We start from the raw sequence: 25,271 nt of genomic DNA on the forward strand, positions 1-25,271 counted from the left end.
AGCCGACAGCATAAGCCCATTCGCGCCGCGGGTCTGTTCGCGGACTAACTATTGGTGGCAACGGCACCAGTCAGGGCGGTGCCATGTCCACGGCAATCATGTTGTCGTCCGGCTTCCGGTCGATCAGCTTGTTGTCGGGGTCGATGCCGGCGCGGGCCGGCCGGCCCGAGACCACCAGCGTGACCGTGCTTTCGCGGCGGTCGACCAGCCGGCGTTCGCGCAGCAGCGGCTTGCCATCCTTGTCGTCGATGCCGATATCGATCATGTCGGCCAGCAGCGCATCCTTCTCGGCGCCCAGGCCGTCCGTGCGCAGCTTCGCCGCATGGACCGTCAGGCGCACGTCATAGCGGCCATCCTTGCGGCGCTGCGCCGTGGCCGCCAGCGCGCGGTTGTCGTACAGGACGATCGCATTGAACAGGTCGTCGATCAGGTAGGCCTGCGCGGGCGGCACCACGGCGCGCAAGCCGTCCACCAGCGCCGTCACGCTGGGGTAGGGATCGCCCCGGTAGGCATACTGCCCGAGCAGGCCGCGCAGCACCGTGTTCACACGCTCCTCGCCGATCACGTCCTGCAGCTGGTACATCGCCAGGCTGCCCTTGCGGTAGTGGATATAGTCCTGGTCCTCGTTGTCCGCCAGCGGCAATTCCCGCTTGTTCTCCATCGCCCGGCCATACAGGTACATGTCCAGGTCGTGGCGCAGGAAGCGGCGCATGCCGCCGGGGCCGAACGTGCGCTTCATGACCATCAGCGCGGAGTATTCGGCCAGCGTTTCGGACAGCACCGTGCCGCCACGCGTATTGCCGGCCACCAGTTGCTGGCCCCACCACTGGTGGGCCAGTTCGTGCGCCGTCACGTAGTACGGATAGTCGATGTCCTTCGGATCGTCCTCGTCCACCTCGGCAATGAAGCCCATGCCTTCCGAGAACGGGATCGAGTTCGGATACGGCTGCGCGTGCGACTGGTAGCGGGGGAATTCGACGATGCGCAGGATCTTGTGCTGGTAGGGGCCGAAGCTGCGCGTGTAATAGTCGAGCGCATCCTTCGCGCCCTTGGTCATCCGGTCCAGGTTGGCTTCGTGCCCGGGGTGGTAGTAGATCTCGATGCCCACGTCCTGCCACCAGTCGTGCTTGACGACGTAGCGGGCCGACTGGAACGCATAGAAATTCAGGATCGGCTTGTCCATCCGGTAGTGGAACCAGCGCCGGCCATCCTTCATCCATTCCTTTTCCAGCGTGCCCGGCGCGATCGCCGTCTGGTCGGCATCCGTGCCGACCACGGCATCGAAGGTGACCCAGTCGGCGTCGCTGCCCAGCATGTTGCTGGCCAGGCCCTTGGGATCGTCGCGCGGCAGCGCGCGGTCCTGGGCCGGCAGCCCGTGCCGCTTGCGGTCGCGCGGATCGGCCAGCTCTCGGTCGCGCTGGTAGCCGATATGCGGCAGGATCGTGTTGTTGAAGAAAGTGCCGTTGGCCACCACGGGCGTATCCTTGCCGAGGCCGAAGAAGCCATGCGGCGCATACGACATCTCGAAGTCCAGCGCCAGCGTGGCGCCCGGCGCCAGCGGTTGCGCCAGCGTATAGCGGTGGAAGCCCAGTTCCCGGTCGGCGAGCGTGACCCGGCTGGCGGTGCCGAACGCCAGCGGACGCAGGTCGGCCTGCGGGTCGGTGCTCACATGGATCGTGGCCAGTGGCGTGCTGCCGCGGTTGGCCAGCAGGTAGCGGCCCTTGACCAGCAGCCGCCGGTCGGCCGGCATGATTTCCACGCGCAGCTTGACGTCGGTGATGCGCGGCTGCGCCATGCCGGCGGTGGCCTTGTATTTGCGCTCGTAGTCGGCCCGGTCGGCATCGCGCCGGAACTGCGACTGGAATCCGTTGGCCACGTTCAGGTTCCAGTACACGATCGCGCCCGCCGCCGTCATCACGGCAAGGCCGATACCGAAGCCGGCCAGCACCGGCATGGTCAGCGCGCGGCGCGCCAGTTGCAGGCGGGTGCGCCATTCGTCGTTCGCGCCGCGTGGCCAGAACACGCGCGTGGCCACCGCCAGCATCAGCGCCGCGCCGCTCCAGTACAGCGCATACCAGTGCTCGCGCGCCAGGTAATGGCCGAAACCGTTCATGTCCGAGTAGCGCATCGGCGGCGTCCACGCATACAGCACCATCGGGTGGTCGAAGCCCGCCGTGGTCATCGCGATCGTGGCCACGTAGTACATCACCATCACGAAGTACGCCACGTACTTGTGGCCGATCAGCACCTGCATCGCCACGGCCAGCACGGCCAGCAACGCATACAGGGGCAGCTGCACCGCGTAGAGCGTGTGCAGGTACTGCACCGGTTCCAGGTGGGAGTAGCCGCGGAACACCTGCACCGCCATGCCGCATGCCATCACCAGCAACAGCAGCAGCGCCTGCAGCGCCACCAGCGCAAGCAGCTTCGACACCATCGGCAGCCAGCCCGGCACCGGCAGCGCGTCGAGCATCAGCGCCATGCGGTGTTCGCGTTCCCGCCATACCATCTCGCCCGCATAGAACGTGGTCACCACCAGCATGATGAGCGCGAACGATTTCGACATCGATTCGAGCACCATGTACGTGACCGGGTAGGTCGCGCTGCCCCACATCGGTCCCATTTTCAGGGCGCTGGCGAACATCAGCAGCACGCCGGCCAGCACCAGCACGGCGAAGTACACGTTCTTCACCGTTTCGCGCAGGTTCATCCAGCTGAACTGGACCAGCAGCAGCGCCAGGCTGCGCGACTTGAAGTCGGGTGTCTCGGTGGTGCGGGCCGCGGTGGTGGTGATCCGCAGCGGCACGTCGCCTTCGCCGCGCGCGGCGGCGTGGCTGTCCACGGTGCTGACGAAATGGAAGCGCCAGTAACCGAGCAGCAGCGCCACCAGCGCGAACGACGACCAGATCGCGCGGTTCAGCAGGTACACGCCTTCCGGCAGCACCAGCCGCGTGCTGCGTTCGGCGACCGGCCAGTATTCGGTGAGGCGCAGCAGGGCGGCGGTGCCGAACGGATCGATCAGCGCGGCCAGCATCTTGTAGTCGAGGTCACGGGCCAGGCCGGGCGCCACGATATAGCCGATCAGCATCACCACGCTGCTGATGTACACCGGCAGCATGCGCCGCGTCAGCGCGGCCAGCACATAGAAGATGGCGCCGAAGATGAACAGGTTCGGCAGCAGGATCAGCACGTAGGGCAGCAGGTAGGCCTCGGGCACGAAGGGACCGAGCCGCTCCGGATCCATGCCCGGCAGCCAGGTTCCCAGCAGGATGCCCAGCAGGATGCTGGAAAAGATCACCACCAGCACCAGCCAGGCGCCGGCGAAGCGGCCGAACATGTACTGGTACTTCCTGATCGGCGCCGAGAAGAAGAAGTGGTGCATGTCGTATTCGAAATCCTGCTGCACCGAGCGGCCCATCACGGCGGCCACCACGATCACGCCCAGGCAGCCCAGGGCGCTGGTGGTCAGCATGATCGAGCGCGGGCCGTTGACCAGCACCTTGCCGCCGAACGTCACGGTGAAGTCCTTGAACACGCCGCCGGCGCCGGCCATCCACAGCATCGCCAGCGCCAGGAACATCAGGAAGTACACCCATGTCGACAGCAGCCGGAGGCGCTGCTTCGCTTCGAAAAGCGCGATGTGCAGCATGGCGCCCTTTCAGTCGCACGCGTCGGCCGCGTGGCGGCCGGCGATCGTGGCGAAGTACACGTCTTCCAGGTCGCCGATGGCTTCCTCGAAGCCATCGCCCGGGTCGTCGTCGCTGTAGGCGTGGATCAGCGTGCGGCCGGACAGCAGCCGGGTGGAGATGATCGTATGGCGCTGCTGGAAGTAGGCCAGCTCGCGCTTGTCGATGAAGCGCGCCCAGATCTTGCAGCTGATATCGTCGACCAGCTGTTGCGTGGCGCCGGTAAGCAGCAGCTGGCCCTTGTTGATGATCGCCATGTTCGAGCACAGGTCGGCCACGTCGCTGACGATGTGCGTCGACAGGATCACCGTGCGCTCGTCGCCGATATCGGACAGCAGGTTGTGGAAGCGCACCCGTTCCTGCGGATCGAGGCCGGCGGTCGGCTCGTCGACGATGATCAGCCTGGGGTCGCCCAGCAGGGCCTGGGCGATGCCGAAGCGCTGGCGCATGCCGCCGGAAAAGGTGCCCAGTTTCTGGTTGCGCACGTCGAACAGGTTGGTCTGCTGCAGCAGGCCGTCGACCACTTCGCGCCGGCGCGGGCGGTGCGACAGGCCCTTCAGCACGGCGAAGTGGTCCAGCAGCTCGTAGGCGGTCACTTTCGGATACAGGCCGAAATCCTGCGGCAGGTAGCCGAGCAGGCGGCGCACTGCATCCTTTTCATCGAGCACGTCGAGGTCGCCGAAGAACACGGAGCCGGTATCGCATTCCTGCAGCGTGGCGAGGATGCGCATCAGCGTCGACTTGCCGGCGCCGTTCGGGCCCAGCAGGCCAAACATGCCGGCGGGGATGTCCAGCGTGATGTTGTCCAGCGCGACCACGCCATTGGCGTAGGTCTTCGACAGGTTGCGGATGCGTAGTTCCATGCTTACTCCTGGGTTGATGCGGCGCAGCATGGAGCCGTCGCTGCCATCCGTTCCTTTAACGGCATTGTATTGAATCGTCGACATAAGGGTTGCCGCCTTGCGACAGCCCGCGCAATCCGGGCGCCAGAGTGCACAAACACGGGGCTGGCGGGCCGGGAACGGTGCACGCCGCATCGGGAGGGCCGCGCCTGACCCGCATCCCGACCCGCATATGCGTCGCCTGTTCCCCGCCTGTGTTTGTCTACTGTCGAGCTGAAAGGTGGCCAAGGGTAGCAAGCGTTACCGTTGGTGACAAGGCGGAAAAACGTTCCAGCGCAGGAAGGGCTTGCGATATAGTTGCGCCATGAGCCACGAGAACAGCAAACTCGACAGCACCTTGCAGGAGCAGATCCTGACAGTCACGCGCTGCGGCCTCTCCGCCGGAGAAGCCACTGATTTCTTTCGCCTGGCGCTTGGCCTGTGCTACCTGGCGACCTTGATGACGAAGGAAACGCTGGATTTCAAGAAGCTGGACAAGGCCTTCAACCGCTTCATCTACCGCTCGATCGGCCCCGGCCACAGCATCACCAGCATCCTGCAATGGATGAGCGGGGAGGGCGTGGTCGCCGTGCTCGATTCGAAGCGCTTCACGCGCGCGTTCGGCGAATACCTGCCGCACGTGCCGGTGGAATCGATCCCGTTCCTGCTGGGCCTGAACCTGGGCGTGGCCAAGGATTTTTCCGGGCTCGACGTGCGCGGCCCGGTGGCCGACTGGATCGAGCGCCAGCGCATCATGCGAGAAGGCGCATAACGCCTTCGAGCGGGCCCCGGACCGATCGTTCGCCCACGGGAAGGCGCATAACGTCTTCGAGCGGGCACCGGACCGATCGTTCGCCCACGGGAAGGCGCATGACGCCTTCGAGCGGGCATCGTCATCCCCGGCGCGGCTGGGACGATTTGTCCGGCCCGCCGTGCGGCATGCGCCGCGGGGCGGCCCTTATAATCGTGGTTGTCCGAACAAGATGGATCGCATGCCATGAGCTCCAAATTCCATTTCCATACTCCCCTCGACCGCTTCATCTGCAGCGCCGACAAGGCGCTGCGCGTCTTGTCCGGCGTGTCGTCCGCCTCCCGTCCGACGCCGGCGGCACACGTGGACGATACCGAACTGAGCGAGGATGAAAGCCGCCACAGCGCCGGCCTGATCCGCGTCGACCACGTGGGCGAGGTAATGGCGCAGGCGCTCTACAACTCGCAGGCCCGCTTCGCCAAGAGCGACACGCTGCGCGAGCAGTTCGAGCACGCCAGCCGCGAAGAGGAAGACCACCTGGCCTGGACTGCGCAACGGCTGAAGGAACTCAATTCGCACGTCAGCGTGCTGGCCCCGCTGTTCTATGCCGGTGCGTACGCGCTCGGCACCGTGGCGGCCAAGATGGGCGATCCGCACAGCCTGGGCTTCGTGGTCGAGACCGAGCGGCAGGTCGAGAAGCACCTCGAGCGCCACCTGGAAAGCCTGCCGGAAAACGACAGGAAATCCCGTGCCATCGTCGACCAGATGCGCATCGACGAGATCGCGCACGGCAAGGCTGCCCAGGATGCCGGCGCGGCGCAGACGCCGCTGCCGGTGCGCGTGGCGATGACGGCGATGTCGAAGCTGATGACCGGTACCGCGTACTACGTCTGATTCCTTACGTCTGATTAATTTACGTCCAATTCTTTACGTCCGATTCTTTACGTCCGGCCCGGCCTTGGAGCGGCGCCCGGACTTGCCGCCCGCTAACATGCGCCGTTCGCCGCGCCCGCCATCGTATAGTGTGGTCAAAATGATCACGGAGAAACATCATGAAGTGGGAAGGCAACCGGGAAAGCGATAACGTGGAAGACCGCCGCGGCGATGGCGGCGGCGGTGGCGGTGGCGGAGGATTCAGCTTTGGCGGCGGCTCGCTGTCGATCGGCGGCGTTGTCATCGCGCTGATCCTGTCCTTTGTCTTCGGCATCAATCCGCTCACCCTGCTGGGCGGCATGGAAGGCGGCGCGCCGCCGCAGCAGCAGGCGACCGGCCCGAAGGCGACCGCCAACGACACCGAAACCCGCTTCATGAAGACGGTGCTGGCCGATACCGAGGATACCTGGGCCGCGCTGTTCAGCGCCCAGGGCGCGCAGTACCAGCCGCCCACGCTGGTGCTGTTCACCGGCCGCACCTCCACCGCCTGCGGCACCGGCCAGTCGTCCACCGGGCCGTTCTACTGCCCGGCCGACCGCAAGGTGTACATCGATCTCGCCTTCTACCGCCTGATGAAGGAGCGCTTCCACGTCTCCGGTGAATTCGCGCAGGCTTACGTGATCGCGCACGAAGTGGGACACCACGTGCAGCACCTGCTGGGCGTGTCGGACCAGGTGCACCAGGCGCAGCAGAGCGCCAGCGAGACGGAAGGAAACGCGCTGTCAGTGCGGCTGGAATTGCAGGCCGACTGCTTTGCCGGCGTGTGGGCCTTCCATGCGAACCGGTCGCGGCAGATCCTCGAGCAGGGTGACGTGGAAGCGGCGCTGTCGGCCGCCACCGCGATCGGCGACGATGCCCTGCAGCGCCAGGCGCAGGGTCACGTGGTGCCGGATTCCTTCACGCACGGCACTTCGGCGCAGCGCACGCGCTGGTTCCGCACCGGGCTCGAATCTGGCGACGTGGCGCAGTGCGATACCTTCAAGGCGCGGCAGCTGTAAGGCTGCTCAGGTTCGGGGCACGCCAGCTGAAGCGCCGCTCAGGCGCCGGCGCGCCAGTTCAAGGGACCCTCAGGCTTCGACGATCTCGAAGGAGTGCGTGATCTCGGCCGTCTTGGCCAGCATGATGCTGGCCGAGCAGTACTTGTCGTGCGACAGGTTGACGGCGCGTTCCACCGCTTCCGGTTTCAGATCCTTGCCGGTGACGACGAAGTGGAAGTTGATCCGGGTGAAGACCTTCGGATCGGTATCGGCGCGCTCGGCCCGCAGCGTGACGTCGCAGCCCCGCACGTCGGCGCGGCCCCGTTTCAGGATCAGCACCACGTCGTAGGCCGTGCAGCCGCCGGTGCCCAGCAAGACCATTTCCATCGGCCGCGGCGCCAGGTTGTGGCCGCCGCCTTCGGGCGCGCCATCCATCACGACCATGTGGCCCGACCCCGTCTGGGCGCGAAAACTCATGCCCGACGGGCCGTTCCAGCTGACTTTGACTTCCATTTCGATCTCCGGATAACTCTGACAATATTGACGTGCGATTGTAAATCAGCCCGGCCGCGGCTGCCGGAGACGCCTTCGCCGGCCGCTTTCGCCGTCCCGCCTTCACCCCCATTTGCCAACCCTACACGCCCATCATGTAGCGCTCGCTCTTCATCCGCCAGTTGGTGAAGGCAACGCACGCCAGCGCCGCCAGCAGGCTGCTGCCGAACGTCAGCAGGAACGGCAGCGGGCCCACCGCCTGGCCCTTGGCCAGTTCGCGCAGCAGCGTCTGGTGCGCCAGCAGCGGCACCAGGTACATCCACAGTTGCGTGGCCAGGTCCAGCATCGGCACCACGATCACCGGGACCATGGGGATGATCATGGCGAAGCTGGCCGTGGTTTGCGCTTCCTTGAACGTTTTCGCATTGATCGCCAGCGCGATCTCCAGCGCGGCGGCGAACAGCGGCAGCGACACCGAGACCAGGCACACCAGCACCAGGTCGCTCCAGGTCAGGCGCCACGACATGCCGATCTCCTCCAGCGGCAGCCATTTCAGCACACCGTGCGCCATGCACAGTTCCACCACCAGGCCAACCAGCGCCACGGCGGACGCGGCGAACCACTTGCCGGCCACCAGGTCGATCGTGCGGGCCGGCTGCGCCAGCAGCACTTCCATGGAACGCCGCTCGCGTTCGCCGGCGGTACTGTCGACGGCGGGGCTGAGGGCGAAGAAGAAGGCGGGGATGAAGAACATGCCGAGCATCGTGCCGATCACGGAAGCCGAGCGCGAGGCGCTGGTGCCCGTGTCGTAGCGCTGCACCTGGATCGGAACCAGCGTGGCCGGCGATACCCCGTGCGCCAGCAGCCGCGCGCCGGCGATCGTGTTGCCGTAGGCGCGCAGCACATCCTCGATATCGCGCACCCTGCGGCCATTGTCCGTGGCCGAGTCGAACCACAGTTCGATCCGCGCGGGGCGCATGTCGCGGTAATCGCTGCCGTAGCTGTTGCCAAGCCGCAGTACTGCTGCTGTCCTCTGCGCGCGCAGCAGGGCGGTAATGTCTTCTTCCGGCATCGGCGGCGCATCGGTCACGTTGACGTTCCTCTGCTTCAGCTGCGCCATCAGCGTCGGCGCATGCAATGCGCCGATCACGGTCAGCTCGATGCCTTCCTTGTCCGACGCCGTGGCGCGGTTGATCTGCTGGTTCAGGATGCCGCCCACCATCAGCGGATACATCAGCACGAACACCAGCAGCAGCGACAGCGCGCGCCGGTCGCGCAGCGTTTCGCGCAACTCCTTCAGGAACACGACGATGAACAGGGGCCTGGTGCGCGGCTTCATGCGGAAATCCCCTCGTCGGTGCCGACCAGCTTGACGAAGGCGTCTTCCAGACTGGCGATGCCGGTGCGTTCGCACAGCGATTGCGGCGAGCCCTGCGCCACCGTGGCGCCGCGCGCGATCACGATCACGTCGTCGCAGGAATTGGTCACTTCCTGCATCACATGGGTGGCCATGATCACGCAGCAGCCGTCGGCCCGCAGCGCGGCCAGCGCGCGCCGCAGCGCCCGGGTGCTCATCACGTCCAGGCCGCGGCTCGGCTCGTCGAGCAGCAGGTTGCGCGGGCGGTGCAGCAGCGTGCGCGCCAGTGCCACCTTGATGCGCTGGCCCTGCGAGAAGCCCTTTGCACGGCGTTCCAGGATATCTTCCAGCGACAGCAGCGCCGTCACCTCGTCGATGCGGCTGTCGATGGCGCGGCGGTCCATGCCGTTCAATTCGCCGAAGTAGCGCAGGTACTCACGCGTCGACAGCTTGTCGTACAGTCCGAACTGGTCGGTCAGGAAGCCGATACTGCGCCGGGCCGCCAGCGGATCGGTGCCGGGATCGATGCCGTCGATGCGGATCGTGCCGCCGTCGCGCCCGAGCAGGCCGACGAGCAGGCGCAGCAGGGTGGTCTTGCCGGCGCCGTTGGGGCCCAGCAGGGCGGTTACCTGGCCATCGCGCGCGGTGAAGGTGGCACCGGCCAGGGCTTGCACCTTGCCGAAATGCTTGCTGACGTCGTGGACTTCTATCATCGCTTGTCTGCCATTGATCCGTGGTTGATCCGTTCAGGGTTGCGGGCCGGCGCTGTTCAGCTGGAACGTGGGGGCGGGAATCTCGTCCAGGCACTGCGCGGCCACGCGCTGGTGCGGCGCATCCAGGAATTCGCGCATCAGCCGCGGCAGGCAGCCGAGCGGCGAAACGATGTGGCCACCGTTTTTCACCACCAGGTGCTGGGCCGCCTTCATCAGCCTGGCCGCCGCTTCCGCGCGGCGTGGTGGTGTCACCGGATCCTGCGCGCCGGACAGCAGCAGCGCCGGTGCGTCGATCCGGGCCGGCGCGCCATGGACGACGGGCTGGACGTCGAGGACCGGGCACAGCGCGGCCAGCTGCGTGACCTGCGGCGTGCCGAGGAACGAGCCGCGCGCATCCTCGGCCACCAGTCGTGGTGTCAGCAGCGGAAAATCCTCGGCGCACACCACGGCCAGGTACAGCGGGCCGGCCATCGCTCCATCGGTGACAAAGTCGCTGTCGCGGTTGCTCTGGGCGACGAACGGTTCCCAGCGGTCCCGGAACGCGCTGTGGATCAGGAACGGCAGCGTGTGCGCGTCGGCCTGCGAATACAGCGCGCGGTGCACGGTGGCGGTGAAGCGGCGCAGGCTCATCGTCACGGTGCGCGGCGCGGCCGTGCGCGGATCAGCCATCTCGATGCTGACTGGCGCTTTGGCCAGCCGCGCCGCCAGCGAGGCGAATTCCGCACGCAGGGCGGGAAACGCGCGGGCGCACGCCGCGTTCCGTTCACATTGGCGGAAGGTGGTATCCAGGGCGGCCTGGGCGTCGCGCCCGGCGGCGGGAATCACCTGGTCCGGCGCGGCCACCCCGTCGAGCACCAGGGCGCGCACGTTGGCCGGGAACAGGCGCGCGTAGTGCTGCGCCAGGCGGGTACCGTACGAACCGCCCCACAGGTTGACCTGCCCGTAGCCCAGCGCCAGCCGCACCCGGTCGATGTCGCGCGCCGCCGCATCGGTGGTGTAGCTGCCGTAGGGGGCGCCCAGCGATTCGATGCAGCGCCGGGCGTCCGCATCGAGCTGTTCTTCCGTCATGCTGTCGATCTCGGCCGGCGGCTTGCAATCGAGCTTGCCCGACAGGCCGGTGCCGCGCTGGTCGATCAGCACGATGTCGCGCGTGGCGCGCACGCGGCGCATCGCCATTTGCACCACCGGCAGGATATCGCTGCCGGCCTGGCCGGGGCCGCCGGCCAGCACGAACAGCGGGTCGCCGCGCGCCGCTTCGCGGAAGGCCGGGGCCACCGTGGCGTGGATCGCGATGGACTTGCCGGGTTTGCCATAGTCGAGTGGTACCCGCACCGTCACGCAGCGCAGCGCTTCCTCGGCGCCGGGCAGGTGGCACGTGCGGCCGGCCTGCGGCGCCGGCGCGGGCATCGGCGCGGCCAGGGCCATCTGTGCGGCGAACAGCAGGGGGAAAACAAGGGGAAAGCGCACTGCAGGGCCCTCTCGACAATATCGGTAGGCAATACTAGCTTGGGTTTTGCACGAGAAGCAACAGTCGGCCGATCGGCCCGTGAACGACTTTGCAGTGCTTGACCCGGCTGCGGGAGCCACGCTATAATCGCCGGCTTTCCGTTCGCTCAGGAAAAGTCATAAGAAGGATGCGTCCGCTGTCGGCTGTTGTATCGAACCTGATACCGCGTCGCTGTGCGGAACCACCGATTTGAGCGTTTATTTTTTATCTTCATTAGGAAGTCAAACATGAAAACTTTTTCCGCTAAGGGCCATGAAGTCCAGCGCGACTGGTTCGTGATTGACGCGACGGACAAAGTCCTCGGCCGTGTTGCCAGCGAAGTGGCACGCCGACTGCGCGGCAAGCACAAGCCAGAATTTACCCCTCACGTCGACACCGGTGATTTCATCGTCGTCATCAACGCAGGCAAGCTGCGCGTGACCGGCACCAAGGCCACCGAGAAGACGTACTACCGTCACTCCGGCTACCCGGGCGGTATCTACGAAACGAACTTCCTGAAAATGCAACAGCGTTTCCCGGGCCGCGCCCTGGAAAAGGCCGTCAAGGGCATGCTGCCGAAGGGCCCGCTGGGCTATGCAATGATCAAGAAGCTGAAAGTGTACGCCGAAGGTTCGCACCCGCACGCTGCCCAGCAACCCAAAGCACTCGAATTCTAAGGAACTGACATGATCGGTAACTACAACTACGGCACCGGCCGTCGCAAGAGTGCAGTGGCTCGCGTGTTCATCAAGGTCGGCACCGGCCAGATCATCGTGAACGGCAAGCCTGCTTCCGAGTACTTCTCCCGCGAAACCGGCCTGATGGTGATCCGTCAGCCGCTGGAACTGACCGGCAACGTCGAGCGTTTCGACATCAAGGTCAACGTGCATGGCGGCGGCGAGTCCGGCCAGGCAGGTGCAGTGCGCCACGGCATCACCCGCGCGCTGATCGACTACGACGCAGGCCTCAAGGGCGATCTGGCACGTGCCGGCTTCGTTACCCGTGACGCCCGTGAAGTCGAGCGTAAGAAAGTCGGCCTGCGTAAAGCACGTCGCGCAAAGCAGTTCTCGAAGCGTTAATCGGTTTCCGATTCGCGTTTCCTGTCCTGCCGCCGCCCGGTTCGCCGGGCCGGCAATCGAGAAAGCCGCTGGTTTCCAGCGGCTTTTTTGCTTTTCCGGCACGGGTAAGACGCCTGTCACCACAGGCTGATAAAATTCGCTCTCACTCATTCATCTTTTGCAAGGAACAAGAACATGATCAAAGTTGGCATCGTCGGCGGCACCGGCTACACCGGCGTGGAACTGCTGCGATTGTTGGCAGTCCATCCCGAAGTGCAGCTGACGGCAATCACGTCGCGCAAGGAAGATGGCCTGCCCGTGGCCGACATGTATCCGTCGCTGCGCGGCCGCGTGAACCTGGCGTTTTCCGCGCCGGACAAGGTGGACCTGACGCAATGCGACGTCGTGTTCTTCGCCACCCCGCACGGCGTGGCGATGGCGCAGGCGCCGGAATTGCTGGCCAAGGGCGTCAAGGTGATCGACCTGGCGGCCGATTTCCGCATCAAGGACCGCGCCGTGTTCGAGAAGACGTACAAGATCGACCACACCGCGCCGGAACTGCTGGAGCAGGCCGTGTACGGCCTCGTCGAGCTGAACCGTGAAGAGATCAAGGGCGCGAACCTGATCGCCAACCCGGGCTGCTATCCGAACACGATGCAGATCGGCTTCGCGCCGCTGCTGAAGGCCGGCGTCATCGACGCGGGCAACCTGATCGCCGACTGCAAGTCGGGCGTATCGGGTGCCGGCCGCAAGGCCGAGATCGGCATCCTGTTCTCCGAATCGAGCGACAATTTCAAGGCCTACGGCGTGGCTGGCCACCGCCATACCCCGGAAACCACCGCCCAGCTGCAGCGCCTGACGAACGACAAGGTGGCGCTGGTGTTCACGCCGCACCTGGTGCCGATGATCCGCGGCATGCATTCCACGCTGTACGGCAAGCTGACGAAGGATATCTCCAACGACGAACTGCAAAAGCTGTTCGAGGATGCGTACGCCGGCGAGCAGTTCATCGACGTGATGCCATTCGGCTCGCATCCGGAAACCCGCACCACCAAGGGCTCGAACATGCTGCGCCTGGCGGTGCACCGTCCGGACAATGGCAACACCGTGATCGTGCTGGTGGTGCAGGACAACCTGGTGAAAGGCGCTTCCGGCCAGGCCGTGCAGTGCATGAACCTGATGTTCGGCCTGGAAGAAAGCCTGGGCCTGAACACGATCGCGCTGCTGCCTTGATGTTCTGCCATTGAACTGGTGCCGCATCAGCCACACCTTGCCTCATATCCTCAGGGAAATGGAGCGTGCCGCAGCAGGGGCGCGCGCAAAGGTCTATAATGACCGCAATGATTTCTAGTGGGAGTTTCCAATGAATGCAGTAGCCGAAGCACAAGACGTGATCCCGGCACCGATCGTCTTTTCCGACAGCGCGGCCGACAAAGTGGCCCAGCTGATCGAGGAAGAAGGCAATCCCGACCTGAAACTGCGCGTGTTCGTGCAGGGCGGCGGCTGTTCCGGTTTCCAGTACGGTTTCACGTTCGATGAAATCGTCAACGAAGACGACACCACCATGGTCAAGAACGGCGTGCAGCTGCTGATCGACTCGATGAGCTACCAGTACCTCATCGGCGCCGAGATCGACTACAAGGATGACCTGGAAGGTGCCCAGTTCGTGATCAAGAACCCGAACGCCCAGTCGACCTGCGGCTGCGGTTCTTCGTTCTCGGTGTAAGCTTTTTCAGCCTGAACGAAAAAGGCGGTCAGCGCGAGCTGGCCGCCTTTTTTTCGTTCAGGGTCCGGGACCGCGGCCTTGCCGGGGATCAGACCGCCGCCGCAAGGCGGGCATTCGCCGCCAGGCGCTGCTCCAGGCGGTCCCACAGGCGGTCGTGGTAGGGCAGCGCGATCACGTTCAGGATCGGCTCCAGCACGGCCGCAACGCCGCCGAAAGCCGCCGAGCCGGTAGCCCAGAACATCACGCCGAAGGCAACCGCCATGTGGAACAGCGTCTGGCTCAGTTTTTCAGCTGCCAGCATGGCCGTCGCGTTGTAGCGGGAGCGTGCCCTCAGGCGGCGCCAGAAGCCTTCGTGCAGCGGCAGGAACGCCACGTTGATGACCGGCTCGAGGATCGCCGCGAGGCCGCCGAAGGCCACCGAACCCGTCATCACGTACATCAGCGTGAACGCGATGGCCATGTGGGTGGTGACCTGGCTGAGTTTTTTCGCTGCGACGATCATGTCTGCCTCTGCAATGGATAACGGTTGAGACAGATGATAACGATTCTCGTTCAGATTTCAAAATTAATTGTGTTCACCGGAGCGATTGATTTTTACAATGGGCCAGCTGTCGATCATAGCGCTGCCCGCACGTCGTACCGGTGAACCCATTTGACAAGGAGAGAACAATGTCCAGCCAGCCCAAGGGCCCCGCGTCCTATTTCCCCTCGATCGAGCAGAAGTACGGTCATCCAGTCGGCCACTGGTTCGCCCTGTTGGGCGAGCACGGCAGCGGCCTGAAACACATGGAACTGGTGAACTGGCTGAAAAGCGAACATGGCCTCGGCCATGGACATGCGAACGCCCTCGTGGCCCATCACCTCGCGCAGGCGAAGTAGGGGTCAGCGCGGATACAGCGCGCCAAGGACCCGTTCGCCCCGCGCGCCGGTCACCGAGGGCAGGTTGCCCGCCTTGCGGTCATCGAAGCGCCAGGCCAGCCAGGCCCAGCATAGTGCTTCCACGTGGGACGGATCGGCGCCCAGCGCCGCCGTCGTCTCCACGTTCACGCGCTGGCCCAGTTCTTCCGCCAGCATGCGCAGCAGCGTGCCGTTGAAGGCGCCACCGCCGCACACGTACAGCGCGTCCGTTTCCGGCGCGTGGGCGCGGATGGCCTGTGCCAGCGATGCGGCCGTCAGCCGCGTCAGCGTCGCGGCGACATCGGCCGGGGCGGCGCTGGAGAAGCCGGCCAGGCACGCGCGCAGCCAGTCCAGGTGGAACAGGTCGCGGCCGGTGCTTTTCGGCGGTGCGAGGGCGAAATAGGGATCGGACAGGAGCACGGCCAGGAGGTGCGGCAATTCCTGGCCGGAGGCGGCCCAGGCACCATCCGCATCGTAGGGCTTGCCCAGGTGGAGGCGCGTCCACTCGTCGATCAGCACATTGCCGGGGCCGGTATCGAAGCCGATGACGTGGCCGCCCGCCTGCAGCACGCTGATGTTGCCGATGCCGCCGATATTGGCCAGCACGCGGGTCTTGCCCTGCGCGCCGAACAGTGCGTGGTGCGCGGCCGGCACCAGCGGTGCTCCCTGCCCGCCGGCGGCCACGTCGCGCGAACGGAAATCCACGATCGCATCGATGCCGGTCAGCTCGGCAAGCAGGGCGCCGTTGATGGTCTGGCGTGTGAAACCCAGTTCGGGGCGGTGGCGGATGGTCTGGCCGTGGGCGCCGATCGCGCGCACGTCGGCCGCCTGCATGCCGGACTGTTCCAGCAGCGCCGCCGCGCAGGCGGCGTAGACGCGGGCAATGCCGTTGCCGGCAAGCGCTTCGCGTTCCAGCTCGTTGTCGCTGGCGGCTTGCAGGGCGCGCAGCTCATCGAGCAGCTCGGGCGGGTAGGGCAGGTGGTGGGTCGCCATCGTACGGGCGCTGCCGGCCCAGAAGTCGACCAGTACACCGTCGACGCCGTCGAGGCTGGTGCCCGACATCATTCCAATAAACAAGCTCATCAAGTACCCGCGAAATCAAGTGGATGTTGCGGCATTGTGCCTGATGTGCTTCAGTGTTAGCCAGCTAACGGTCGGGCCCGGAGCGCGGGCGTAAACTGGCTTCACAGTGAGGGAGGATGAAAAACGACGCCCCTCGGGGCGCCGTCTTTCTACTGCGGATGTGTCTACTGCGGGATGTGTCTACTGCGGGATGTGTCTGCCGGGGTACGTTGCGCTTACTTCTGTGCCAGCGTATCGGTCGGGCTGGCGCCTTGCGGACGCAGCAGCGCGAAGCGGTGGGCGATTTCGTTCGACACCGTCTTGAAGCGCGCCATTTCGGCGGCGGTCAGCGGTGCCTGCGTGATGGAGCCGAGCTTGGTCGGATCCTTCGACTGGCCAGCCACGCGGAACTCGTAGTGCAGGTGCGCGCCGGTCGACCAGCCGGTCGAACCCACGTAGCCGATCAGTTCGCCCTGGCGTACTTTCTGGCCCTTCTTCAAGCCCGAAGCAAAGCGGCTCATGTGCGCATACGCGGTGGTGTAGTTGCTCCAGTGCTTCAGCACGACCACGTTGCCGTAGCCATTCTGGGTGCCCGCGAAATCGACCACACCATCGCCCGCGGCGCGGATCGGCGTGCCGGTCGGTGCCGCGAAGTCGATGCCCTTGTGGGCTTTCCAGTTGCCGGAAATCGGATGCACGCGCATCGAGAAGCCGGACGAGATACGGGAAAACTCCAGCGGCGACTTCAGGAAGCCTTTCTTCAGCGCCTTGCCATCCAGGCTGTAGTAGCCGCCGCCCTGCTTGCTGACCGGATCTTCGTACCACACGGACTGGTGCGTCACGCCGCGGGTGGTGAACTCGCCGGCCAGGATACGGCCGGCCTTGACGAATTCGCCATCCTGCCAGAACGTTTCGTAGACCACGTTGAAGCGGTCGCCACGCTTCACGTCGGAACGGAAGTCGATATTGTTCGAGAACATTTCCAGGATCTGGCGCGTGACGGAATCCGGCAGGCGCGCACCGTCCGCATCGGAATCGGTGGCCGCGAACAGCGTCGTCTTGATTTCACGCGCATGCATTTCCACGCGGCGCTCCAGCTTCACGGGCGATTCCGCCGCGACGAAGCCTTCGCCCTTGCGGGTCACGGCGATATTCTTGACCGGCGTATCCTGGCTGTCGACGACGCTGGCGCGCAGCCACAGCAGCTGGCCGTTGTCGTCCGTCTGCGCCAGCACGCGCTTGCCGCTGCGCAGCTGCATGATGGCCTTGGCGGTCTTGTCCTTCTTGATGAAGGTTTCCGCGGCACGGTCATCGACGCCCAGGCGCTGCAACAGGGTGGCCAGCGTGTCGCCGGCACGGATGCGCTCTTCGCGCACGTATTTTTCCGTGCCGTCCTGGGCTTCGAGTGCGGTGAGCTGGGAAGAAAGGTTCGGAGAGGCGAGATCTTGCGTGACCGTGGTCACCGGCAGGTCGCCGGCATCCGGTGCAAGCGGCGCCACACCTGCGGCGCCGAAGGCGCACAAGGCGAGGGCCACTGCGGACGCGCTGACGATGCGGGCCTTGCGGGTCGAACCTAGCAGATGATACAAGCGCGAGCTTGTGAACTTATGTATAGGGTTCATGCAATCAGTTAAAATTTGCCGCTTGAACTGTTGAATTTTTGCTTTTTTGTTCTAACTTGTTGATTTATTTAGTTTTCGTTGGGCAAGATTGACGGGATCGGGCATTATAACAAACTCCTGCGCTACGCCAACATTTTGAGAAAATTTTCGGATACATGGATACAAACTCCCCGGCGCCAGGCGCTGCTGCTGCCTCTTCAACAACTCCCGCGTTACCCCTGAGCGATACCGTACAAGAAGCCCTGGCCATCGCCAAGAGGGGTGTGGACGAACTGCTGATCGAAAGTGAATTCGCTCAGAAACTTGCTCGTTCCGAAGCCACCGGCGTACCGCTGCGCATCAAGCTGGGCCTGGATCCAACGGCGCCCGACCTGCACCTGGGCCATACCGTGGTGCTGAACAAGATGCGCCAGCTGCAGAACCTGGGCCACCAAGTGATTTTCCTGATCGGCGATTTCACCTCCATGATCGGCGACCCGTCCGGCCGCAACGCGACGCGCCCGCCGCTGACCCGCGAACAGATCGAACTGAACGCCCAGACCTACTTCAAGCAGGCTTCGCTGGTGCTCGATCCGGCGAAGACCGAGATCCGCTACAACTCCGAATGGTGCGACCAGCTGGGCGCGCGCGGCATGATCCAGCTGGCCTCGCGCTATACCGTGGCGCGCATGATGGAACGCGACGATTTCGCCAAGCGCTTCAAGAACGGGACGCCGATCTCGGTCCATGAGTTCCTGTACCCGCTGATGCAGGGCTACGACTCGGTGGCGCTGAAGAGCGACCTGGAGCTGGGCGGCACCGACCAGAAGTTCAACCTGCTGGTCGGCCGCGAACTGCAGAAGGACTGGGGCCAGGAACCGCAGTGCATCCTGACGATGCCGCTGCTGGAAGGCCTGGACGGCGTCGACAAGATGTCGAAGTCGAAGAACAACTACATCGGCATCACCGAGCCGGCCAATACCATGTTCGCGAAAGTGATGAGCATCTCGGACACGATGATGTGGCGTTACTACGAGCTGCTGTCGTGGCGCTCGCTCGACGACGTCGCGGCGCTGAAGAAAGCCATCGAAGGCGGTGCCAACCCGCGCGATGCCAAGGTGGCGATCGCCCAGGAAATCGTCGAGCGCTTCCACTCGCGCCAGGCGGCCGAGGATGCGCTGGCCGACTTCGTCAACCGCTCCAAGGGCGGCATCCCGGACGACATCGCCGAGATCGCCGTCAGCGGTGCGCCGCTGGGTGTGGCGCAATTGCTCAAGCAAACCGGGCTGTGCGCATCGACGTCGGAAGCGATGCGCATGATCGACCAGGGCGGCGTGCGAATCGACGGCACCGTCATCAGCGACAAGGCCCTGAAGGCCGAAGCCGGCACGTTCGTGCTGCAGGTCGGCAAGCGCAAGTTTGCCCGCATCGCCCTGTCGGCATGATCGCTGCATCATGATCGGCTTATTGCAGCGGGTAACGGCGGCGCAGGTCGTCGTCGAGGGTGCCGTCGTCGGTGCCATCGATGCCGGGCTGATGGTGCTGGTCTGCGCCGAGAAGGGCGATACCGAGAAGGAAGCGGATGCGCTGCTGGGCAAGCTGCTGTCGTACCGGGTCTTTTCCGATGACGCCGGCAAGATGAACCGCAGCGTGACCGACGTGGCCGGCGGCCTGTTGCTGGTGCCGCAGTTCACGCTGGCCGCGGATACCCGCTCGGGTACCCGCCCGTCATTCTCGCCGGCCGCCGCGCCGGCGGACGGCCAGCGCCTGTTCGATCATTTCGTGCGGCAGGCCCGCGCCCGCCATGGCATCGTGGCGACCGGGCAGTTCGGTGCCGACATGAAAGTCACGCTGACCAACGATGGTCCGGTAACCTTCTGGCTCCAGACAGGTCCAAGTAAATAACAATGAACCTAAAGGACGACTTATGAAGTTGTGGAGCGATTCATTCAAGAATGGCGCCGCGATCCCCGCCGAGTTCGCATTCGCGGAACCCGGCCCGGCAACGCGCGTGCGCCTGGCGGGCAACCGCAACCCGCACCTGGCGTGGGACGACATCCCGCCCGGCACCGCGTCGCTGGTGCTGCTGTGCATCGACGGCGACGCGCCCACCGTCGGCACCGATGTCAACCAGGAAGGCCGCACGCTGCCGGTGGAACTGCCGCGCGGCGACTTCTATCACTGGGCACTGGTGGATATTCCGCCGTCGCTGTCCAGCCTGCCCGCCGGCTCGCACTCGGCCGGCGTGACGGCGCGCGGCAAGTCCGGGCCCCTGATCGCCAGCGGCGGTGATGGCGGCACGCAGCTGCGCCATGGCCTGAACGACTACACCGGCTGGTTCGCCGGCGACCCGGACATGAATGGCCGCTACTTCGGCTATGACGGCCCGTGCCCGCCCTGGAACGACGAGCAGGTACACCACTACATCTTCCGCCTGTATGCGATCGACGTCGCGCAATTGCCCGTCGAGGGCGATTTCACGGCCCAGCAGGCGCTCGCGGCGCTGCACGGCCACATCCTCGACGAGGCACAGATCATCGGCACCTATACCCTGAAAGGCGCGCAAGGCGCATGACGACGGAACTGCTGCTGATCCGCCACGGCGAAACGGCCTGGAATGCCGTGCGCCGGCTGCAGGGCCACCTGGACATCGGCCTGAACGACGCCGGCCGGCGCCAGGCCGCCGCGCTGGCGCGGGCATTGGCCGCCGAACCGCTGGCGGCGATCGTCACTTCCGACCTGCAGCGCGCCATGCACACGGCCGAGGCCGTTGCTGAGTACCACCACGTGCCGTTCCACACGGACCGCGAACTGCGCGAGCGCGGCTATGGCGTATTCGAAGGCCTGCTGTATACAGAGATCGAGGAACGCTATCCCGATCACTTCGCCGCATGGCAGGGGCGCCATGTGGACTCGGTCATGCCGCACGGCGAGCGCCATGCCGAAAGCTTCCGGCATTTCTACGCGCGGTGCATCGCCGCCATCGGCCGCTGGGCCGCGCAGTATCCCGGCCAGAAGATCGCCATCGTCGCCCACGGCGGCGTGCTGGAATGCGCCTACCGCGCCGCCCGCGAAATGACGCTGGAAAGACCGCGCGACTTCCAGGTCCGCAACGCCAGCATCAACCGCTTCACCTTCAGCGACGGCAAGCTGGGGCTCACGCACTGGGGCAACGTCGACCACCTGGCCCAGGCGCTGGACGATATCGTCTGAAACATTGCTGCAAAAATGGGGACGGACCCTATTTTCAAGGCAACATCAATTTCCGAAAAAACGGTGACAGGCTCCAATTAATCGGAAATATTTCCGAAAAAGTGGTGTCTGTAAAAAACGGTGACAGGCTCCAATTAATCGGAAATATTTCCGAAAAAATGGTGTCTGTCACCGTTTTTGAAAGCGCATGCATTCACCCCAACAGCGAAGGGCTGGGGTCAGGAAGGAATGCTGGCATGCATGCCAGCATCGTTCCGCAGGCGCGAAGCACGCTTCGCGAAACCCCTGCTTAACCCCGGCGGGTCTGACCCCAGAACTTGCTTTTGGGGTGGACTTAACTCAACGGCGTTAGAGCCTGTCACCGTTTTCAAAACAGTGACAGACACCGATAAATTAAACAGTGACAGACACCGATTAATTTGAAAGTGTTTCCAAATAAATGGTGACTGTCACCGTTTTTGCTGTCAGCGCCCGATCACCTTCACCATCTTCGGTGCCGCGGCGGCGAAGCCGGATGGTCCGCCGCTGGCGCTCAGCGTGCCGTCCGACTGCTTCCACCGCAGCTTGCCGCTGACCACGCCCTTGCCCTTCTCATAGTCGTACGTCAGCCCGTCGTCGTCGTACAGCGTGAACTCGGCATCGCCGGCGCCCGGGTAGACGCGGATCTGCTCGATCGCCTGCTTGCCGGCGGTCGATTGCACGGCGGCGCCCAGCGGCACGATGGAGCCGGCCTTGACGAAGACGGGGATCTGGTCGATCGGCGCGGCCACCTTCACCCACTGCCCGCCGGCCAGCTTTTCATCGGTCCACCAGTTGTACCAGTCGGTGCCGGCCGGCAGGTAGACGTTCTTCTCCGTCTGGCCCTGTTCCGTCACCGGCGCCACCAGGAACGCCGGGCCGAACATGTACTGCGTGCCGATATTGGCCACGTTCGGATCGCTGCCGAAGTCCATCCACAGCGGGCGCATGAAGGGCGCGCCGGTATCGTGCGTCATCTTCGCCTGGCTGTAGATGTACGGGATCAGCTGGTAGCGCAGCGCGTTGAACTTGGCCATCACCGCTTCGGCCTGCTTGCCGAACGACCACAGCTCGGCTTCCTTGCGCGAGCCGTGCAGGCGCAGGGTGGGCGTGAACGTGCCGTACTGGAACCAGCGGGTGTGCAGTTCCGGGTAATCGTGGTTCTGGCCGACGACATTGCGCGCGTCCGATGGATCGAGCAGCGGTGCCTTGGTGGCTTCCGTGGTCTGCGGCAGGTTTTGCCAGCCGCCGATGTCGTTGCCCCAGTAGGCGATGCCCGAAGCGGTCATGTTCAGGCCGGCCGGGATCTGGCGCGCCAGCGCTTCCCACGTGGACTTGATGTCGGACGACCAGAACAGCGCGCCGGTGCGCTGCGAACCGAGATACGCGGCACGCGACAGGATCAGCACGCGGCGGTTCGGCTTCCAGGCGCGCATGCCTTCGGCAAAGCCTTCCACGTGCACCAGCGGATACAGGTTGCGGTAGCGGTCGCCCGTGCCGATCGAAAAACGGAAGCCGTCCGGTACCAGGTCCGGTTCGGTCTCGTCCAGCCACGGGTAATCGAAGCCGCGCGACAGCACGTTGTCGCGCACCTTTTCAAAGAACCACTTGCGGGCCGCCGGGTTGGTGGAGTCGATCAGGCCGCCGGTGCGGTCGGAACGGAACGGCAAGCCATCCTGCGTCTTGCCATCCTTGTCCTTCAGCAGGTAGCCCTTGGCGTCCAGCTCGTTGAAGTAGCGGCCCGCCGTCTCGAAGCGGGGCCAGACCGAGATGATCGACTGCATGCCCATGTCGTGCAGCTGCTTGTTCATGCCTTCCGGGTCCGGGAACTGCGCCGGATCGATGTCGAGCTGGCCCATCCGCGTCCAGTAGAACCAGTCGACCACCATGATGTCGAGCGGATAGCGTTTTTCGCGGTAGGTCTTGGCGATGCGCAGCACCTGGTCCTGGCTGTCGTAGCGGGCCTTCGACTGGATCAGGCCGAACGCGGCCTTCGGCGGGATCGGCGTCTTGCCCGTCAGGCGGGCATAGCCGGAATACAGTTCATCGGCATTCTTGCCGGTGATGATGAAGAAGCTGACCCGCTCGCCTACATTGGACTGGAAGCGCGTGCTGCCCAGTACCCCGGCGCTGAACCGCGTGGCCGACGGGTTGTCCCACACGATGCCATAGCCTTTCGACGACACCATGAACGGCACGCACACGGTTTCGCCGCCCGGCGCGTCGTACCAGTGCTTGCAGTCGAGCGTGCGGCCGCGCAGGTCCAGGCCGGACAGCGATTCCTGGTTCTGGCCCATGCCGTAGTAATGCTCGTCGGCGGGCGCGTGGAACTCGGCGCCGACCTGGTAGGTCTTTTCCTCGTTGACGGTTTGCGGCGACATTTCCCAGCCCGTCATCTTCAGGATCTGCTGCCCCTGCGCATTGCGCACTTCCAGCCCCACCGGGGCCAGCGACGGCGCGAAGTATTTCTGGCTCTGCGTCGGGATCGACGGCACGGCGGCCGGATTGATGCGCAGCGTCATGCCGTTCGACGTGAACGTGTCGCCGTCGGCGGCGGGGCGATGCTGGAACGCCTTGTTGTCGGCATGCTGGGCGATGATCCCGTAACCCGGGCCCTTCAGTACCTCGGCTTTGTCCACCGCGATCGTCACGTGCACGATATTCGGGCCGTAGGCCTCGACCGAGACAAAGGCGCCGTTGCGGTCGAGCGTGGCCAATGGGGCGGCAGCGGCGGTACCGGCCGTGCCGCCAGCGAACACGAAGGCGGCGGCAATGGCCGAGGCCAGCCGGGTGGGGGCGGTGCCGGCAGGGCGGCGCGCGGTGAGGGGCATCATCGTCATTTCCTTGCTCATCTCCATGATCGTTTTTGTTAGCTAACACGCCATTGTTAGCGCTATCGTGATGATCGGGGAGCATTGGCCTTATGTCAACCATGCAGCGGGATCGCTTGCAATGGCACGCCTGTCCGAGAAATTTCTTCCCGTAACCCATTGTTTCATAACCGGAAAGCTGCACACATGGCTGTTTCATACAGATTCGTGCGTATTAAATGAGCAGCGCTTGGGTTAGAATTGCGGGTTCCTCCGGCAAGTTTCCTTTGATACCCCAGTGCAAATCGGCCCCTATCTGCTGCGCAATAACGTCTTCGTCGCCCCCATGGCGGGCGTTACCGACCGCCCGTTCCGCCAACTCTGCAAGGAGCTCGGCGCCGGCTATGCCGTTTCCGAGATGGCGGCGGCGAACCCGCGCGTGTGGGCCAGCGAGAAAAGCTCGCGGCGCACGGACCACGCCGGCGAGATGGAACCGAAGGCGGTGCAGATCGCCGGCTCCGATCCGCAGGAACTGGCCGATTGCGCGAAGTTCAATGTCGACAAGGGTGCCCAGGTCATCGACATCAACATGGGCTGCCCCGTGAAAAAGGTGTGCAACAACTGGTGCGGCTCGGCGCTGCTGCAGTTCGAGGACCTGGTGGAAAAGATCCTGCATGCCGTGGTCGGCGCGGTCGACGTGCCCGTCACGCTGAAATTCCGCACCGGCTGGAACCGCGACAACAAGAATGCGCTGAACATCGCGCGCATCGCGGAAGAGGCCGGCATCCAGATGCTGACGCTGCATGGCCGCACCCGCGCCGATGGCTACACGGGCGACGCGGAATACGACACCATCGCCGCCGTCAAGGCTTCCGTCAGGATTCCGGTAGTTGCCAATGGCGACATCACCACACCCGAGAAAGCCCGCTTCGTGCTGGAAAAGACCGGCGCCGATGCGGTGATGGTCGGCCGCGCCGCCCAGGGCCGCCCATGGATCTTCCGTGAAATCGACCATTACCTGCGCACCGGCACGCACCTGCCGCCGCCGCTGGTGGCCGAAGTGCGCAAGCTGATGGACGAACACCTGCGCGCCCACTACGCCTTCTACGGCGAATACCTGGGCGTGCGCACCGCGCGCAAGCATATCGGCTGGTATGTGCGCGACCTCCCGGGCGGGGAGGATTTCCGCCAGGAGATGAACCGCCTCGAGTCCACCACCGACCAACTGCGCGCCGTGGACAGCTTCTTCGAATCCCAGTGGAAGCATGGCGAGCGGTTACAATACCGCCTCGCCGAAAACATGCTGGCCGCCTGACTTGGCGCCAGATCGGCAACTTATTTCGTTAAATAGAAGAACATGAGCAAAGAAAGTATCCAGGAAGTTGTCACGAAGAGCCTCGAAGAGTATTTCAACGACCTGGGCGAACAGCAACCGTCGAACATCTACGACATGGTCGTGATGACTGTCGAACGGCCGATCCTGCAAGTAGTGATGCACCGCGCCGACGGCAACCAGTCGCACGCCGCGCAAATGCTGGGCATCAACCGCAATACGCTGCGCAAGAAATTGCAGGAGCACGGCCTGCTGTAAGGCTTCTGTCCGGCCTCTT

General features: G+C 64.6%; 24 protein-coding genes. 14 read left to right on the plus strand and 10 right to left on the minus strand.

The window, feature by feature from the left end; all coding sequences use genetic code 11:
- Positions 1-70: 70 nt before the first annotated feature.
- Both OU994_RS05905 and OU994_RS05910 read right to left on the minus strand, forming a co-directional pair.
- On the minus strand, positions 71-3,649 hold the full coding sequence (locus tag OU994_RS05905) for a M1 family aminopeptidase (RefSeq protein WP_281609993.1): 3,579 nt from the start codon (positions 3,647-3,649) through the stop codon (positions 71-73).
- A 9-nt stretch (positions 3,650-3,658) separates the two neighbouring features.
- Positions 3,659-4,549, minus strand: coding sequence for an ABC transporter ATP-binding protein (locus OU994_RS05910; protein ID WP_281609994.1), 891 nt, complete (start codon positions 4,547-4,549; stop codon positions 3,659-3,661).
- Between the two features lie 343 nt (positions 4,550-4,892).
- Here OU994_RS05910 and OU994_RS05915 point away from each other — a divergent pair, with 343 nt between their 5' ends.
- The 3 genes from OU994_RS05915 to OU994_RS05925 all read left to right on the plus strand — a co-directional run bounded on the left by OU994_RS05915 (position 4,893) and on the right by OU994_RS05925 (position 7,249).
- A complete protein-coding gene (locus OU994_RS05915) occupies positions 4,893-5,339 on the plus strand; it encodes a hypothetical protein (protein WP_281609995.1) in 447 nt (148 codons plus the stop codon).
- Between the two features lie 225 nt (positions 5,340-5,564).
- Complete coding sequence (gene coq7, locus OU994_RS05920) at positions 5,565-6,212, plus strand: 2-polyprenyl-3-methyl-6-methoxy-1,4-benzoquinone monooxygenase (protein ID WP_281609996.1); 648 nt, start codon at positions 5,565-5,567, stop codon at positions 6,210-6,212.
- A 158-nt stretch (positions 6,213-6,370) separates the two neighbouring features.
- On the plus strand, positions 6,371-7,249 hold the full coding sequence (locus tag OU994_RS05925; protein ID WP_281609997.1) for a neutral zinc metallopeptidase: 879 nt from the start codon (positions 6,371-6,373) through the stop codon (positions 7,247-7,249).
- A gap of 69 nt (positions 7,250-7,318) precedes the next feature.
- Here the strand turns inward: OU994_RS05925 and OU994_RS05930 are convergent, their stop codons facing one another.
- From OU994_RS05930 to OU994_RS05945, 4 genes are all read right to left on the minus strand, one after another.
- Positions 7,319-7,741: an OsmC family protein gene (locus tag OU994_RS05930; protein ID WP_281609998.1), complete on the minus strand. Its 423-nt coding sequence runs from the start codon at positions 7,739-7,741 to the stop codon at positions 7,319-7,321.
- A 121-nt stretch (positions 7,742-7,862) separates the two neighbouring features.
- Positions 7,863-9,059, minus strand: coding sequence for an ABC transporter permease (locus OU994_RS05935; RefSeq protein WP_281609999.1), 1,197 nt, complete (start codon positions 9,057-9,059; stop codon positions 7,863-7,865).
- Positions 9,056-9,790: an ATP-binding cassette domain-containing protein gene (locus tag OU994_RS05940; RefSeq protein ID WP_131147733.1), complete on the minus strand. Its 735-nt coding sequence runs from the start codon at positions 9,788-9,790 to the stop codon at positions 9,056-9,058. The genes OU994_RS05935 and OU994_RS05940 overlap by 4 nt, the downstream gene beginning before the upstream one ends.
- Positions 9,791-9,823: 33 nt before the next feature.
- Positions 9,824-11,257, minus strand: a complete 1,434-nt coding sequence (locus OU994_RS05945; protein ID WP_281610000.1) for an alpha/beta fold hydrolase — start codon at positions 11,255-11,257, stop codon at positions 9,824-9,826.
- Positions 11,258-11,524: 267 nt separating this feature from the next.
- Between OU994_RS05945 and rplM the strand changes: the two genes are divergently transcribed.
- The 4 genes from rplM to erpA all read left to right on the plus strand — a co-directional run bounded on the left by rplM (position 11,525) and on the right by erpA (position 14,060).
- Entirely contained in the window at positions 11,525-11,953 is a 429-nt protein-coding gene (rplM, locus tag OU994_RS05950; protein WP_107140762.1) for a 50S ribosomal protein L13, read from the plus strand.
- A gap of 9 nt (positions 11,954-11,962) precedes the next feature.
- Entirely contained in the window at positions 11,963-12,355 is a 393-nt protein-coding gene (rpsI, locus tag OU994_RS05955) for a 30S ribosomal protein S9 (protein WP_107140763.1), read from the plus strand.
- Positions 12,356-12,529: 174 nt separating this feature from the next.
- Complete coding sequence (gene argC / locus OU994_RS05960; RefSeq protein ID WP_281610001.1) at positions 12,530-13,567, plus strand: N-acetyl-gamma-glutamyl-phosphate reductase; 1,038 nt, start codon at positions 12,530-12,532, stop codon at positions 13,565-13,567.
- A 130-nt stretch (positions 13,568-13,697) separates the two neighbouring features.
- Positions 13,698-14,060, plus strand: a complete 363-nt coding sequence (erpA, locus tag OU994_RS05965; RefSeq protein WP_130186193.1) for an iron-sulfur cluster insertion protein ErpA — start codon at positions 13,698-13,700, stop codon at positions 14,058-14,060.
- 88 nt (positions 14,061-14,148) lie between these two features.
- On the opposite strand, the gene OU994_RS05970 is transcribed toward erpA, so the two are convergent.
- Positions 14,149-14,562: a DUF2061 domain-containing protein gene (locus OU994_RS05970; protein ID WP_281610002.1), complete on the minus strand. Its 414-nt coding sequence runs from the start codon at positions 14,560-14,562 to the stop codon at positions 14,149-14,151.
- A gap of 167 nt (positions 14,563-14,729) precedes the next feature.
- Here OU994_RS05970 and OU994_RS05975 point away from each other — a divergent pair, with 167 nt between their 5' ends.
- Positions 14,730-14,939, plus strand: coding sequence for a DUF4287 domain-containing protein (locus OU994_RS05975; RefSeq protein WP_281610003.1), 210 nt, complete (start codon positions 14,730-14,732; stop codon positions 14,937-14,939).
- A gap of 3 nt (positions 14,940-14,942) precedes the next feature.
- On the opposite strand, the gene OU994_RS05980 is transcribed toward OU994_RS05975, so the two are convergent.
- Positions 14,943-16,040 (minus strand): anhydro-N-acetylmuramic acid kinase, encoded by a 1,098-nt coding sequence (locus tag OU994_RS05980; RefSeq protein WP_281610004.1) that lies wholly within the window; start codon positions 16,038-16,040, stop codon positions 14,943-14,945.
- Between the two features lie 215 nt (positions 16,041-16,255).
- Positions 16,256-17,641: a M23 family metallopeptidase gene (locus OU994_RS05985; RefSeq protein WP_281610005.1), complete on the minus strand. Its 1,386-nt coding sequence runs from the start codon at positions 17,639-17,641 to the stop codon at positions 16,256-16,258.
- Positions 17,642-17,796: 155 nt separating this feature from the next.
- Here OU994_RS05985 and tyrS point away from each other — a divergent pair, with 155 nt between their 5' ends.
- From tyrS to OU994_RS06005, 4 genes are read left to right on the plus strand one after another with little or no spacing between them, the layout of a single operon-like run.
- Positions 17,797-19,065, plus strand: coding sequence for a tyrosine--tRNA ligase (gene tyrS / locus OU994_RS05990; protein ID WP_281610006.1), 1,269 nt, complete (start codon positions 17,797-17,799; stop codon positions 19,063-19,065).
- Between the two features lie 10 nt (positions 19,066-19,075).
- Entirely contained in the window at positions 19,076-19,525 is a 450-nt protein-coding gene (gene dtd / locus OU994_RS05995) for a D-aminoacyl-tRNA deacylase (protein ID WP_281610007.1), read from the plus strand.
- A gap of 22 nt (positions 19,526-19,547) precedes the next feature.
- Entirely contained in the window at positions 19,548-20,195 is a 648-nt protein-coding gene (locus OU994_RS06000) for a YbhB/YbcL family Raf kinase inhibitor-like protein (RefSeq protein ID WP_281610008.1), read from the plus strand.
- Entirely contained in the window at positions 20,192-20,833 is a 642-nt protein-coding gene (locus tag OU994_RS06005) for a histidine phosphatase family protein (RefSeq protein ID WP_281610009.1), read from the plus strand. Before OU994_RS06000 ends, OU994_RS06005 begins: the two co-directional genes overlap by 4 nt.
- A 464-nt stretch (positions 20,834-21,297) precedes the next feature.
- Here OU994_RS06005 and OU994_RS06010 read toward each other — a convergent pair whose 3' ends face one another.
- Entirely contained in the window at positions 21,298-23,685 is a 2,388-nt protein-coding gene (locus OU994_RS06010; RefSeq protein WP_281610010.1) for a glycoside hydrolase family 31 protein, read from the minus strand.
- A gap of 274 nt (positions 23,686-23,959) precedes the next feature.
- Here OU994_RS06010 and dusB point away from each other — a divergent pair, with 274 nt between their 5' ends.
- A complete protein-coding gene (gene dusB / locus OU994_RS06015) occupies positions 23,960-24,976 on the plus strand; it encodes a tRNA dihydrouridine synthase DusB (protein ID WP_281610011.1) in 1,017 nt (338 codons plus the stop codon).
- Between the two features lie 42 nt (positions 24,977-25,018).
- Complete coding sequence (locus OU994_RS06020; RefSeq protein ID WP_131147721.1) at positions 25,019-25,252, plus strand: helix-turn-helix domain-containing protein; 234 nt, start codon at positions 25,019-25,021, stop codon at positions 25,250-25,252.
- The last annotated feature ends 19 nt before the right edge of the window (positions 25,253-25,271 follow it).

This window comes from Pseudoduganella sp. SL102, from assembly GCF_027856995.1.
GTDB classification, from domain to species: domain Bacteria; phylum Pseudomonadota; class Gammaproteobacteria; order Burkholderiales; family Burkholderiaceae_D; genus Rugamonas; species Rugamonas albidiflava.

Excerpts from the sequence above, each read along its gene's own strand:
- rpsI (WP_107140763.1), top strand. The coding sequence starts at position 11,963 with ATGATCGGTAACTACAACTACGGCACCGGCCGTCGCAAGAGTGCAGTG.
- OU994_RS05940 (WP_131147733.1), bottom strand. The coding sequence starts at position 9,790 with ATGATAGAAGTCCACGACGTCAGCAAGCATTTCGGCAAGGTGCAAGCC.
- OU994_RS05905 (WP_281609993.1), bottom strand. The coding sequence starts at position 3,649 with ATGCTGCACATCGCGCTTTTCGAAGCGAAGCAGCGCCTCCGGCTGCTG.
- OU994_RS06000 (WP_281610008.1), top strand. The coding sequence starts at position 19,548 with ATGAAGTTGTGGAGCGATTCATTCAAGAATGGCGCCGCGATCCCCGCC.
- rplM (WP_107140762.1), top strand. The coding sequence starts at position 11,525 with ATGAAAACTTTTTCCGCTAAGGGCCATGAAGTCCAGCGCGACTGGTTC.
- OU994_RS06010 (WP_281610010.1), bottom strand. The coding sequence starts at position 23,685 with ATGATGCCCCTCACCGCGCGCCGCCCTGCCGGCACCGCCCCCACCCGG.
- OU994_RS05925 (WP_281609997.1), top strand. The coding sequence starts at position 6,371 with ATGAAGTGGGAAGGCAACCGGGAAAGCGATAACGTGGAAGACCGCCGC.
- erpA (WP_130186193.1), top strand. The coding sequence starts at position 13,698 with ATGAATGCAGTAGCCGAAGCACAAGACGTGATCCCGGCACCGATCGTC.
- OU994_RS05980 (WP_281610004.1), bottom strand. The coding sequence starts at position 16,040 with ATGAGCTTGTTTATTGGAATGATGTCGGGCACCAGCCTCGACGGCGTC.
- OU994_RS05915 (WP_281609995.1), top strand. The coding sequence starts at position 4,893 with ATGAGCCACGAGAACAGCAAACTCGACAGCACCTTGCAGGAGCAGATC.
- coq7 (WP_281609996.1), top strand. The coding sequence starts at position 5,565 with ATGAGCTCCAAATTCCATTTCCATACTCCCCTCGACCGCTTCATCTGC.
- dtd (WP_281610007.1), top strand. The coding sequence starts at position 19,076 with ATGATCGGCTTATTGCAGCGGGTAACGGCGGCGCAGGTCGTCGTCGAG.
- OU994_RS05930 (WP_281609998.1), bottom strand. The coding sequence starts at position 7,741 with ATGGAAGTCAAAGTCAGCTGGAACGGCCCGTCGGGCATGAGTTTTCGC.
- OU994_RS05975 (WP_281610003.1), top strand. The coding sequence starts at position 14,730 with ATGTCCAGCCAGCCCAAGGGCCCCGCGTCCTATTTCCCCTCGATCGAG.
- OU994_RS05970 (WP_281610002.1), bottom strand. The coding sequence starts at position 14,562 with ATGATCGTCGCAGCGAAAAAACTCAGCCAGGTCACCACCCACATGGCC.
- argC (WP_281610001.1), top strand. The coding sequence starts at position 12,530 with ATGATCAAAGTTGGCATCGTCGGCGGCACCGGCTACACCGGCGTGGAA.
- OU994_RS06005 (WP_281610009.1), top strand. The coding sequence starts at position 20,192 with ATGACGACGGAACTGCTGCTGATCCGCCACGGCGAAACGGCCTGGAAT.
- OU994_RS05985 (WP_281610005.1), bottom strand. The coding sequence starts at position 17,641 with ATGAACCCTATACATAAGTTCACAAGCTCGCGCTTGTATCATCTGCTA.
- OU994_RS05935 (WP_281609999.1), bottom strand. The coding sequence starts at position 9,059 with ATGAAGCCGCGCACCAGGCCCCTGTTCATCGTCGTGTTCCTGAAGGAG.
- OU994_RS06020 (WP_131147721.1), top strand. The coding sequence starts at position 25,019 with ATGAGCAAAGAAAGTATCCAGGAAGTTGTCACGAAGAGCCTCGAAGAG.
- OU994_RS05910 (WP_281609994.1), bottom strand. The coding sequence starts at position 4,549 with ATGGAACTACGCATCCGCAACCTGTCGAAGACCTACGCCAATGGCGTG.
- tyrS (WP_281610006.1), top strand. The coding sequence starts at position 17,797 with ATGGATACAAACTCCCCGGCGCCAGGCGCTGCTGCTGCCTCTTCAACA.